This window comes from Vallitalea guaymasensis (genome assembly GCF_018141425.1).
GTDB classification, from domain to species: Bacteria; Bacillota; Clostridia; order Lachnospirales; family Vallitaleaceae; genus Vallitalea; species Vallitalea guaymasensis.
The window spans coordinates 2,729,684-2,742,983 of the sequence record NZ_CP058561.1 but is presented as its reverse complement, the minus strand read 5'-3'; the positions used below and the strand labels follow the sequence as shown (position 1 = coordinate 2,742,983).

Annotated in this window: 13 protein-coding genes; 1 reads left to right on the top strand and 12 read right to left on the bottom strand. The window is 31.2% G+C overall.

Going from position 1 to position 13,300, the window contains the following annotated elements:
* Positions 1–124 precede the first annotated feature (124 nt).
* Positions 125–646, top strand: a complete 522-nt coding sequence (locus HYG85_RS24685; RefSeq protein ID WP_334300189.1) for a YaiI/YqxD family protein — start codon at positions 125–127, stop codon at positions 644–646.
* Between the two features lie 203 nt (positions 647–849).
* Here HYG85_RS24685 and ftsH read toward each other — a convergent pair whose 3' ends face one another.
* From ftsH to HYG85_RS12055, 12 genes are all read right to left on the bottom strand, one after another.
* Positions 850–2,751, bottom strand: coding sequence for an ATP-dependent zinc metalloprotease FtsH (gene ftsH, locus HYG85_RS12110; protein WP_212693616.1), 1,902 nt, complete (start codon positions 2,749–2,751; stop codon positions 850–852).
* 53 nt (positions 2,752–2,804) lie between these two features.
* Positions 2,805–3,332 carry a hypoxanthine phosphoribosyltransferase gene (gene hpt, locus HYG85_RS12105; RefSeq protein ID WP_113673190.1) on the bottom strand — a complete coding sequence of 176 codons (528 nt, stop codon included), beginning with the start codon at positions 3,330–3,332 and terminating at the stop codon, positions 2,805–2,807.
* Positions 3,333–3,343: 11 nt separating this feature from the next.
* On the bottom strand, positions 3,344–4,711 hold the full coding sequence (tilS, locus tag HYG85_RS12100) for a tRNA lysidine(34) synthetase TilS (protein ID WP_212693615.1): 1,368 nt from the start codon (positions 4,709–4,711) through the stop codon (positions 3,344–3,346).
* A gap of 464 nt (positions 4,712–5,175) precedes the next feature.
* Positions 5,176–7,551 (bottom strand): stage II sporulation protein E, encoded by a 2,376-nt coding sequence (gene spoIIE, locus HYG85_RS12095; protein ID WP_212693614.1) that lies wholly within the window; start codon positions 7,549–7,551, stop codon positions 5,176–5,178.
* Between the two features lie 755 nt (positions 7,552–8,306).
* The gene (locus HYG85_RS12090) at positions 8,307–8,609 is read right to left on the bottom strand and encodes an FtsB family cell division protein (RefSeq protein ID WP_113673187.1); all 303 of its coding nucleotides are present in this window, start codon (positions 8,607–8,609) and stop codon (positions 8,307–8,309) included.
* Between the two features lie 64 nt (positions 8,610–8,673).
* The gene (gene yabQ, locus HYG85_RS12085) at positions 8,674–9,162 is read right to left on the bottom strand and encodes a spore cortex biosynthesis protein YabQ (RefSeq protein ID WP_113673186.1); all 489 of its coding nucleotides are present in this window, start codon (positions 9,160–9,162) and stop codon (positions 8,674–8,676) included.
* 7 nt (positions 9,163–9,169) lie between these two features.
* On the bottom strand, positions 9,170–9,451 hold the full coding sequence (gene yabP / locus HYG85_RS12080) for a sporulation protein YabP (RefSeq protein WP_113673185.1): 282 nt from the start codon (positions 9,449–9,451) through the stop codon (positions 9,170–9,172).
* Between the two features lie 154 nt (positions 9,452–9,605).
* Positions 9,606–9,845, bottom strand: coding sequence for an RNA-binding S4 domain-containing protein (locus HYG85_RS12075; protein ID WP_212693613.1), 240 nt, complete (start codon positions 9,843–9,845; stop codon positions 9,606–9,608).
* Between the two features lie 92 nt (positions 9,846–9,937).
* Positions 9,938–10,216, bottom strand: a complete 279-nt coding sequence (locus tag HYG85_RS12070; RefSeq protein ID WP_113673183.1) for an HU family DNA-binding protein — start codon at positions 10,214–10,216, stop codon at positions 9,938–9,940.
* Between the two features lie 106 nt (positions 10,217–10,322).
* Positions 10,323–11,129, bottom strand: coding sequence for a nucleoside triphosphate pyrophosphohydrolase (mazG, locus tag HYG85_RS12065; RefSeq protein ID WP_113673182.1), 807 nt, complete (start codon positions 11,127–11,129; stop codon positions 10,323–10,325).
* A 227-nt stretch (positions 11,130–11,356) separates the two neighbouring features.
* Positions 11,357–11,908, bottom strand: a complete 552-nt coding sequence (gene spoVT, locus HYG85_RS12060) for a stage V sporulation protein T (protein WP_113673181.1) — start codon at positions 11,906–11,908, stop codon at positions 11,357–11,359.
* 213 nt (positions 11,909–12,121) lie between these two features.
* A complete protein-coding gene (locus HYG85_RS12055; protein ID WP_212693612.1) occupies positions 12,122–13,276 on the bottom strand; it encodes a peptidylprolyl isomerase in 1,155 nt (384 codons plus the stop codon).
* Positions 13,277–13,300: the final 24 nt, after the last annotated feature.

Genomic DNA, 13,300 nt, shown 5'->3' with positions numbered 1-13,300 from the left:
TATTTAAATAGGCTTGTCTATATTATAGCAAACAATCTAATATTATTGTATAATAATATTATTAACTGGACTTTCCCACTTCAATATTATATACAGGTGAGCTAATTAAAGGTGGGAAAGTTGAATTATTAATCTATACCTGATACAAAATACAAAAGGTGAATTTATTGTTTTTAAGGAGAGGTTTATTATCAAAATACTTGTTGATGGAGACGCATGTCCCGTAAAAAATATTATAATACGAATTGCAAAAGAATATAACATCCCTGTAGACATTTTTATAGATTCATCACATATATATGAAAATGATTACTGTAACATATTTGTTATTGGAAAAGGAAAAGATGCTGTTGATTTTGCTTTGATAAATAGAACAAAGGAAAACGATATAATAATAACCGGAGATTACGGCGTAGCAACCATGGCTCTAAGCAAAAAAGCCTCTGCTATCCACCCAAACGGCTTTATCTATTCCAACGACAATATAAATAGACTTCTTATGGAAAGACATATTTCCGGCCAAGCCAGAAGAGCAAAAAAACGTTATTCCAAAATGAAAAAAAGAAGCATAGACCACGACACCAAATTCGAAAATAACTTTCGAAAACTCATATTAAATACATTAAGTAATGATATTACTCTATAAAAAAGGATGACAAAAGTCATCCTTTTCTTATAAAGCTAATTTTAATTTAATACATATAATAAATATACCTGTTACGAACGTAAATAGTATAGGGGAATATGAAGCAGTGAGCCATGGACGGCGAACTCAGCCTTTTAAACACGGACGTTTAATCGGCTGACGAAATATTCCCCTATACTATTGGAGTGACTGTTAGCAATTTATTACTTATCTTCTCCACTATCTACATCTAATTTCACTTGCTTCTCCAAAGGAGCTACTACAACTGAATCTACATCGCTTTTATCTACCTTTTTATATTCTTTATCGAATAAAGCTGCAAATTCTTCTCCTGTTATTTTTTCTTTCTCAAATAATAATTGTACTGTTTTATGCATAACATCCATGTTCTCATTTAATAATCTTAGAGCTTCATTGTAAGCATTATCCACAATACGTTTTATTTCACTATCAATCAATCCAGCGATGTTTTCGCCATAATTTCTTGTATGACCCCAGTCTCGTCCAATAAATACTTCATCATTATCGTTTCCAAACTGGATAGGTCCTATCACATCACTCATACCAAATTTAACAACCATATTTCTTGCAGTTGATGTTACTTGTTGTAAATCACCGTATGCACCTGTTGTTATATCGTCAAAAATGATTTGTTCAGCGGCTCTACCACCTAGTCCAACTATTATGTCTTGTTCCATTTCTTTTTTACTTTGATAAGTATCATCAGTTTCAGGTAATGGCATAGTATAACCACCAGCGTAACCTGTAGGTATTATTGAAATACTGTGTACAGGATTTACAAGAGGTAATACATGGAATAATATAGCATGACCAGCCTCGTGATAAGCTGTAATTTTCTTTTCTCTTTCAGTGAGTACTTTACTTTTCTTTTCTGTACCCACACCTAACTTAATAAATGCTTTTTGAACATCTTCTTGTTCGATAACTTTCTTACTAGCTCTTGCAGCATATATTGAAGCCTCGTTCAATAAGTTTTCAAGATCAGCACCAGTAAATCCTACTGTTGTTTTTGCAATAACATTCAAATTAACATTATCTGATAAAGGTTTCCCTTTTGCATGTACTTTTAATATCTCTTCACGACCTTTGACGTCAGGTCTTCCTACAACAACTTTTCTATCAAATCTACCTGGACGTAATAATGCAGGGTCTAATATATCTGCTCTGTTGGTTGCAGCTATAACAATTACACCTTCATTAACTCCAAATCCATCCATTTCAACAAGTAATTGGTTAAGAGTCTGCTCTCTTTCATCATGACCTCCACCAAGTCCTGCTCCTCTTTTTCTACCAACAGCATCAATCTCGTCAATAAAAACTATACATGGAGCATTCTTTTTAGCTTGGTCAAATAAATCTCTTACTCTAGATGCACCTACACCGACAAACATCTCAACGAAATCTGAACCAGAAATACTAAAGAATGGTACTCCAGCTTCTCCTGCTACTGCTTTTGCAAGTAATGTTTTACCTGTTCCTGGAGGTCCTACCAATAAAACACCTTTTGGTATCCTAGCACCAAGTTCTACGAATTTACGAGGACTCTTAAGAAATTCTACTACCTCTTCTAATTCTTCTTTCTCTTCTTCAAGTCCAGCTACGTTTTGGAATGTAATCTTTTTATTTTCATCTACTACCATTTTAGCTTTGCTTTTACCAAAAGACATAACACGGTTTCCACCGCCGCCTCCTTGGGCTTGATTCATTATAAAGATTAATAAGAAAATTACTGGAATAAGAATTATCAGTGATGGAAGTATTTGAATAAACCAACCTGGTCTTACAATATCTTTCACATATACCTTTTTCCCATATTGTTCCATATTTTCTTCAAATTTTGTTGTATTAGTGATTGGGAAACTTCTAGAATCAGTATTATCATAATAGATTGTTACAATACCGGTAGGTATCTCTGCATTCTGTTTAACTTCAATTCTGACAACATCATCAATTTCTTTAACTAAATCTTGATAACCATAGTCACCTTTCATAGTGTCAAATCTGTTACTTGATATAAAAACTGCGATAAGTAAAACTAAAAGTAAAAGCGCATAAAAACTAAATCCTTTAATATTTTTTTTCATGTGCTTGCCTCCTTTCCTATCTTTAGAATATTTACGGTTTTGTCTATCAAATATTAACTATCCATTGTTCCAATATATGGTAGGTTACGATATCTTTGTAAATAATCAAGACCATAACCTAGAACAAATTTATCAGGTATAGTAAACCCTGTATAATCGACTTGTACGTCATCTACAACTCTTCTATCTGGTTTATCTAATAATGTACATATTTTGATACTATTTGGTTTTCTGTCTTTTAAGATATTAACCAAATAACTAAGTGTTCTACCTGAATCTATAATGTCTTCAACAATTATTACTTCCTTACCCTCAATTGACTCATCAAGATCTTTTACTATTTTAACTACACCACTACTCGATACTTCATTCCCATAGCTTGAAACAGCCATAAAATCCATTGTAACAGGAATGTCTTGAATTTGTTTTGATAAGTCAACCATAAACATTACTCCGCCTTTGAGTACGCAAATCAAGTGAACTTCTTTACCTTTATAGTCTTCTGATATTTGTTTACCTAATTCTGCAGTTCTTGCGTTTAACTCTTCAGCAGATATTAATGTTTGTATATTATGCATCATAATATCCTCCTCTAATAATATCTTACTTCTAATATTTTTTTGGTTGAAGCAGTAACCTTGTATGCTTCACTTATTCTATAACCGATGACCCAAATTATATTGTTTCCATCAGCTAGAAGTGGTATAGCATCTCGTTGTTCTTTCGGAATTTTACAATCAATAAAATATTTTTTTAACTTTTTAGTACCATTAATTCCTTTTATGGCGATTAAATCTCCACTCTTTCTACTTCTAACCTTCAAATTATCTTTTATTTTATCATAATCAAACCATTTCGTATATAAATTTTTAGGAATATTATATTTTTTCTCCTCAATAATGCGAAAATCTAAATGTTTATTTAATTCCTTTATATAGATTTTTGATAAATCTTCTGCTTCATATTCAAAATCATTTATCTTATTTTCTCCCAAATTGGTTATTATGATACTGTCATACGTCTTTTTTGCTATTAATCCTTTTGGTAAATTTATTCTTTTACTTACTTGTTTATCGGCTAACTGAATTATCTCATTGATATGTTTGTATTCAATATCCTTCAATGAGCTAATCTCTCCGATGATGTGTCTTACCAGCCTTCTTTTAATGACTGTATCCAATTGTAAAAATTCATTTGTATCTATGGAATATTCTTTATTTTTTATCTTTACAATTTTTTCTTTTTCTTTTAAAACAATTTTATCTATATAATCATCTTCGCTTCTTACTAGATTAGCTGTGTTAACTAAGTTAGTAATGAAGTTCTGATTAAAATTATTTTCAATGTAAGGTATAACAGTATGACGAATCTTATTTCTAGTGTATATTTCCATCTGATTAGTATAATCGTCTCTGTATTTTATATCATTATCCACACAGTATTTTTCAACTTCTTCTCTTGTACACTCCATCAATGGTCTAATGATATTGTCTCTTTTGGGACGTATTCCACCGATTCCTTTAATTCCTGTTCCTCTTAGCAAATTCATTATTATTGTTTCAGCATTATCATTTATATGATGTGCCAAAGCGATCTTGGTACCACTAAATTCTTTACTTGCATCTGAAAAAACTTGATATCTTACTTTCCTACCCATTTCTTCTTCGGATAGCTTATTTTCTTTTGCTAACTTTTTAACATTAAAATAATACACATGACATACAATACCTCTTTCATCGCAGAATTTTTCTACGAACTTTGCATCTTCATCTGCATCTTCTCCTCTAATACCATGTTGAACATGTACAACATGTAAATCTATATCCAACTTACTTTTCAAACTATATAGCATATGTAATAAACATATGGAGTCAGCTCCACCTGATACACCAATGATGATATTATCACCTTTGTCAATCATATTGAACTTTTGGATAGTGTTTAACACCTTATCTACCATACATCTTTACATCCTTTATAATTTCTGTTTAGCCATAAATAAGTGACTCTTTTAATATACTAGACTTGTTCAAATAAATCAATAGTCAAGTTAAATCTTTGTTATATATGCTTCATTATTAACAGTTTGTTAATATCTTGTATACATCTAACAGTCGCTCCAATAGTATAGGGGGATATTCCGTCAGCTAATTAAACGTCCATGTTAATTAAATAATTCTGGACATCGAATCCATTATTATTTCTGACAGTCCAGTAGGGCTGTCAGGTTAAATGCTGAGTTCGCCGTCCATGGCTCATTGCTCCATATTCCCCTATACTATTTACGCTCGATATTCAAATAATATTTATAGGAGCTTACTGTAGTATAACAACTATTTCATGTGCTAAAATAGTGTTTTCCGATAAGATTAAAAGCGGAGAAAACCTTTAATATTTCTCCGCTATTAGTACTTATAATAATAATTATCCCGCTTTTTCCCATATTCTCATGACCAGTACAGTCATATCATCTTTCAACATACCTCCTGTCTTTTCTCTGGCTGCTTCTAATATGTAATCAGCCATATCCTGTGGATTTCTACTATCCAATTTATGTAGAGACTCCTCTACCCACTTCTCTTTATCAATTTCCTCATCCTCACAATCTAATATTCCATCTGTAACCATTATGACCATATCGCCATTTCTTAGATTCTTGGTAGTTGATTCACTTTCTATTTCATTCAACATTCCCATAGGGAGAGATGTTGATTTTACTACCTCCACTTTATTTCCTCTCTTTATGAATGACGATGCAGCCCCAATTTTCACAAATTCACATACACCCGTATATCTATCAACTAAACCCATATCCAGAGTTGAAAAAGTTTGTTCACTAGATTTTAATACAAGTATTGAATTTATCATTTTTATTGCTGTTTCACCATCGAATCCCGCTTCCAGCAATTGTTCCAACAATTCAATAGCAGCTTTACTTTCTTTGAAAGCTTTCAATCCTGTACCCATTCCATCTGAGAGTGCAACGATATCTTGTCCTTTCGGCAGATTCAAAAAGGTATAACTGTCACCGGATATATCTTTATAGTCCTTACTGGCTCTAGCAACCCCTTTTGCTATTCTGTAAACCTCACTTTCAATAAATTTCACTTGACAATACTTACTCCCGTTAATATATTTGCACCCTTCTTCTAATCTCATTTTTTTCTTGGTGAATTTATTAATTACAGGAGTTATATCTTTCATGCTTTTCGTTTTATCTCCATCATATTTTATTTTGAGACTTACTTCCATCCTTTGATTCCTTGCTTTATATACCACCACATCTTTAACAAGTATATCGTCCTTTTTTAATTCCTCAGAAATTTTATTTTCCAAATCTGTATTAAACTCTATATTCTTATATAAATTATTCCCTAACTTGTCAATGATATCTGCAACGGAATAAAACTGCTGGGATATTAGTTGTCTGTTTTCAGCAATTTTATTTTCCCAAGTTAGATTTATTTTATATAATTCAAATAATCTATTTGTTGTTATGATGAATTCCTTTGGCTTTATACATTTTTTAATAAAGACTTCAGGAATATCTTCTTCAGTTATCTGATTTTTATTTTCTACAGCGGAAAAAATACTAAATACTGTTCTATATGTATCGTAAAACTCTTTTTGCCAGCACATTTTGCACATGCTACAGTCTTTACATACTTTTTCCGCTACATCATCTAAGAGTTTATTCACCTCCTCAGTTGTTAGATTCACTCTCCTTTCAGATATATGTTCAAAAGTCTTAGCAATATTTTGAAAAGAATCGGAAAAATTATTTAACTTCTCACTTATGATTCCTTGTACTTTATCTATATATTTATCCTCTTCTATTGAGGTTTTTTTCATTGAATATATCTGCTCTTGTTCGTTGGGCAATATAGCAAATATACCTACACTTACAATCAAGGCTTTTACTATCTGGAAATCCAGGTTAAGGGGAGATATGAAATACCATAAACCAATTGTACCTAGAGAGAATCCTATTATACTACCTACTTTCCCTAATTCCCGAAATAGCGCTGACAGTATTCCAACCATACCAAATATACCTATTATCTCCGGTTCATATCTACCCATTAGAACTAATACTATTCCAGATATCACACCTATTATGGCACCTGTACCAATTCCGTGCCTATATCCTAGAATCAAGATAACTGAGAATATCCAGATTTCTATGAATCCTAATCCCATAACAGTTATGTCAGCTATACCAGCAACTGCTGTACCCATTATTATGGCTTCACTGATCAATATTTCATTAGTTGCTTTTTTATCTTCTTCGTGCTCAAACAAATATTTGAGTCCACGCCCATATATCAATACCAATGAAAATATAGAAGCACTTTCTAATAATGAAACAAGCATATTATTGAATACGTTGTTTTGTATGATTCCAGCAGTGATCGTAATAATCAAACAGCTGGTTGCAGCTATCACCCCCTCGTGGACCAGCAAGGGTTTCTTGCCTTTTATATCTAAAATAGAATTTACCGATACTATGAGTATCATAATTAGTGCATATTTCAATGCATCTATTATAGGCATAGCAGTAAGTAAACCTATCAAAACTGAAAAGAACATCCATATCCGATTTTTCTTATCAATATATACCGCTGAAAAGTATGCCATTGCCATAGGATTCATATTATTAAAAATTACTGCCCTACCCATCATTAGACCTACAGCATACATAAAAATTAATTTTAGTATTTTTAATCCTTCTTTTTGTATTTTATCTTTTTTGGATATCATCATCCTAGTTTGTCCTATTGTAATGTTAGTTTTATCCATAATACTCTCCTCCCCTTCTCAAAAAATTATTTAATTATGATTAATCACTGGTGGACTAATCCAATCATCTCTTGGTGAGAACTAATTATATATGATGCAAATGGAATTGTTTGTCATAACTTGTATCCAAAATAAAAAAACTTTTAGACAAATTTTCTCATGAATAGGTTAATTATCGAATAGAGGTGGGTTATTATGTTTATAGGTGGGTAAGGGTCGTGGAGATAGTATAGGGAAATATTACGTCAGCCCGTTAAACGTCCGTGTTTAAAGGGCTGAGTTCGCCGTCCATGGCTCACTGCTTCATATTCCCCTATACTATCTCCACTCGGTGTTTTAATCATTAGTATAAGCTTATAAACATAAGGTGGTTGAAGGTGTGAAATAACGGGCTTATTTAATTTATTAAGCTAATTTATAATTTAATTAAATAATAATTACCTTGTACCTTTTACTTTGTAATGTAGGCTACAACCGCATTCTTTTTACTGGCTTAAGAGTGGTAAATATAGAACTAACCATATATAGTGATAATAACGACTTTTACGGCTTGTTGCCATACCTTAAAAACAGCTAGAAGCAACAAACGTAACCAGAGTGATTATCACTATATATGGTTTCAACATACAACCGTTGTCTATTTCAATCTTAATCCTTTCCGCGACAGTCTAAAACAATTAATATGTTTATCCTTAAGCCTCTAAGAATATAAAAGCTCACAAAAAAAAAGAGTATTTCCTTAAACAGGAAACCTCTTATTCTTCTTCATTTACAAATATTATTTCATCAGGTTTAACTAGTCCAAATTTTTCTCTTCCCAACTGTTCTATGTATTCATCCGATTTAATGTATTCTTTTTGTTTTAACAGGTCTATGTGTTTTTCTTCTTCTGCTTCTATTTGCTGTTCTAGCTTCATCTCATCTTTCTCTAGCTGGAGATTCTTAACATACAGTGTTGATACTCTAATACTTACGACAACGGTTAGTAGTATTAATACTAGTGTAGAAAACAATATAGCTTTTGTTTTTTTTCTTTTTCTTCTCAAGTAAACTATCATTCCTTTCTCGTAACAACATTTGTATATGCTTAAAGCTGTTTTATCATACTTTAAGTTAATATATCTATTTCTTTTTAAATATCACTTTTACGTCCTTAATAATCTTCTTATATTTTATTATCAACCATTTGCCGAATTTTTTCAAGAGTTTATATATTTTTCTGACTACAAAATTGATAGGACGAAGTAAAAGTTTTATTGGTCCTATTATTATCTTGAACAAGAATTTTACTATTTTAGCTATGAAGGAATATATTTTCATGAATATCATTAATACTAGTTTGCTTATTAAGAAGAAATAGATTATTAAGCCTAAGAATACTCCTATGTATAAGAATCCTCTTAGGACACCATTATTGTTTTTAAATATGTCCAGGAATATTATAAAGCTTCCAAATAGCCAAAATATAAAATCTTGTACATTGATAAGCCATTTAGGATGTTTTATTATTCTTCTAAGAACTCTAACTAAATCATACACAAATCCTAGAAAAAGACCACTTAGTATTGACATAATGAAGCTGATTGCTTGAGCACTTACTAAACTATTCATAAATCACCTAACCAAATAATTTTGACATAAATGATCCTTTAGACCCGTATCTAGCACCATCACTGTATTCTAAGCTTTCAATCTGCCCATCTAATTCTAATTCCTCTTTTTCTAGATTCAACCTATTAACATGTAGTTCTAAACCTTTAATGGTAAGCGTTCCCATCTCAGTCTCAACCATGACAACGTCCGTATCAAAAGATATAACATCAGAAACTCCTGTTATAGAAATTCTTTCTCTATCATTGATAACTAACCTATGGTTCATATTAGTATGCTTTTCTTCCATGTTTACCCTCCTCTTAATGTGGATTACCTATAATTCATTATATTAACCTATAGAGGGATTTATTCTAATCTAATGTGTTTTTATGGGACGTACCGTTAAAAAGATAGAAAAAGGCTGTCTCATCCATTGAAATACTATGAGGCAACCTTTCGTTCTATAGATACTTGAACATATCTTTAGCTTCATCTTTTTTGACTGTTTCCTTTACAATTAATACTTCTACCTTAACCGCTTTATTACCGAACTGAATTTCTATTATATCTCCAACAGATACTTTCGCTCCTGCTTTAGCTACTTTTTCATTGATTTTGATTCTACCTGCGTCACATGCCTCATTAGCTACGGTTCTTCTCTTGATCAACCTTGATACCTTTAGATATTTATCTAATCTCATATTACCACCTGCCTTTTAGTATATTTATATATATAATTAAACAAAAAAATCTGCACCATATAGTGCAGATTTTTAGAAATTAATTGTCTTACCTAGCGACCATTTACAGCGTCTTTTAAAGCTTTTCCAGCTTTGAATCTTGGAGCTTTTGAAGCTGCAATTTGCATTGGTTCTCCAGTTTGTGGGTTTCTACCTTCTCTTGCTGCTCTTTCAGTAACATCAAAAGTACCAAATCCAACTAATTGAATTTTGCCCCCATTACTTAACTCGTTTGAAACTACATCAATAAATGATTTTAACGCTTTTTCTGCATCTTTTTTACTTAATTCAGTTTGTTCTGCCATAGCCGTAACTAATTCAGCTTTGTTCATAATAACTCCTCCTCTACTTTAATATTATATTATTTTGAACAAAGGCGCATATATGCGCTGCTAAGAATATTCTTAGCTTTATAAACAATCGTTTAAACGATTATTCTTAATGTTCTTTAAGCTGCTCCCATAACTTGTCCAGTTCAGTCATTGTTATGTCGTTCATGCTTAAACCTTTTTGCATTACAAGGTTTTCTATTCCCTCAAATCTATTTATAAACTTTTCTGTAGCATTTGTCAAGGAAAATTCAGTATTTAATTTCAAAAACCTTGAAATATTAACCATTGAAAATAGTAAATCCCCATATTCTTCCATAATATTACAATTATCACCAATTCTCATGGCTTCCTCTAATTCTTCCAATTCCTCGTGTACCTTAGCAATGACTTGGCTTGTATCTGTAAAATCAAAACCTGCATCTCTAGCTTTTTTTTGAACTTTTACTGCTCTCATTAATGCAGGAAGAGCTTTTGGCACTTTTCTCATGTCCTCAGTATAGGAAATATTATTTTTTTCAACTTTTTTAATTTCATTCCACTTTACAGTAACTTCTTCGGGCGATTTATCTTGTTTTTCTTTGAATACATGTGGATGTCTTCTGATTAGTTTCTCACATATGCCATCAATTACATCATCAATAGTAAAATTCTCATTGTCAGTAGCTATTTGAGAATGGAATACTACGTGCAATAACATATCTCCAAGTTCTTCTTGCAGGTTTTCCATATCATTATTATCAATTGCCTCCAATACCTCATATACTTCTTCTAAGGTACCACCTCTAAGGCTTTCATGTGTTTGAACTTTATCCCAAGGACAACCTTCTTCACTTCTCAATACTCTAATGATATTTTTGAGCTCTTCAAAAGAATAATTTTTATTATTTTTGTTAATTTTTGTCACCACAATCATTCCAATCAGATAATATATAACAAATTATACCATAATATAATTTACTAATAAATAAATATTTTTTGTAGTCTATGTAAATTAGTTTAATATTATCAATTTTTTTTATTTTACTATAGGTCGCATTAAGTTATGCCTCATAGTAATATATGCTCTTATGAATAGTCATATATTACTAATATCGCAAAGATGCATTAAATAAGACTGAGTTATCTAACCCAGTCTATTTCTTATTGTTCCATCTGTTTTCCTAAAAAACCTGCTGCTGAATGAGCAAGTTTTGTTTCAACTTCACCCATTTTTATTTTACTATCCTTACTCAAGAATATGACAGCTCCTATAGCGTCACCTTCTGATATTATAGGAGTTATAACTTCTGAAATATATTCGTCGTTTTCTCCATCATATAAAATATCTATAAATTTCTTTTCATCTTTGTTAGCAAGTATTGTTTCTCTTTCAGTTATTGCTTCTTCTAATTCTTTACTTATTTGTTTTTCTAAAAATTCTCTTTTGGAGCCACCGGATACAGCGATAACTTGATCTTTATCAGATATGCATATAGTATGTCCTGTAGTTTGTGCCAAAGCTTCTGCATACTGTTTAGCGAATGTACCAAGTTCACCGATAGGTGAGTATTTTTTAAGTATTATTTCTCCATCTTTATCAGTAAATATCTCTAAGGGGTCTCCTTCTCTTATCCTTAATGTTCTTCTTATTTCTTTTGGTATAACTACTCTACCAAGATCATCTATCCTTCTTACAATACCTGTTGCTTTCAAATTATTACCTCCTTTAGATAGTCATCACAAAGCTGTCAATAATAGTATGCAACAATTTAACTATAATATTCATAATTTGACAGTTTTAAACTTAAGACCAAATACCAATTTATTCAAATTAAATTTTACTCTTATCAGCTTTGATGATGTTAATAATAAAAAAAAGAACTAAGATTACCTCTTAGTCCTTATTATTAGATATTAACATTTATTTCATTCAATGTTTTTGTCACTTATTGGATTTTCATTAATATTACCGAAAATATCTATCCTAGCCCACAAATCTTCATTCAAGTCTACAACTGTATTATTTTTCCATTCATCATATATTTTATTAAATGCACTATTTTTTAGTTGTTCTTTATATTCCTCTTTCAACTGACTTTCATATTTCTTGAATTCTTCTTCAAATTCTTTTACTTCTTCATCTGTAGGAAGAATTTTTTCTATTACTTTAAATATGTGATATCCGTAATCACTCTTCTTTATGTCACTTATCTCTCCAGGCTCTAATTCTATTAGACTCTGGAAATTATCATCTAAAAGTCTAACTGGAAGTATATATTCGCCATTATTATCTTTAGTAGATTCATCTTGTGAATATTTCTTTACTAGACTAGCGAATTCTTCGCCATCAACAGCTTTCTTATATATATCTTCTATCTCTTTCTTGGCTTTTTCTTCAATATCAGGTGATATAAGCACATATTCACCGTTGTCATTTTTCTCATGGGTCTTAATAAATATGTGTACCACTTTTAAGCTAAGCAGCATATCTTCTAGGCTACTTGATTTTAATTTTGCATAATTTTCATTTTCTAATAACTTGTTGTTCAATTCTTCTTCTTTTGGAACATATCCCTTTGTCATTTCAACAATGACCTTATTCACTAGTCTATATTCCTTAAAAGAATTGAAAATACTTTCTTTGGTTAAATGATAATTTTCTATATCTGCTTTTTCTAAATCATTATAGTATTTTAGTGCTTGGGCGTTTACATCTTTTTCTTCACTCTCAGTAATAGTTATCCCCATTTCATCTGATTTCTTTACCAAAATCTTAGTACGTATTAGATTATCAAGTACCGCTAATTTGGCAACATCTTCAGCCTTTTTCCCTCCACTAAAATCATTATGATCCCAGACATCTTCTCCACCTAATTCTTCAAACTCCATTTTAACCTGCAGTAAATATGGCATTACCTCATCAACCTTAATGTCTACATCATCAATGGCAATCAACTTATCATTGTCTTCATAGAAATTAAGTTCTTCTTTTACTTCTTTTTTACTACTACAACCCACTAAACAGAAGATGCACATGAAAAGCAGAATATACTTACTTATCAATTCATAAGTGCTTTTCATTTTTATCTCTCCTAACATAGAAAT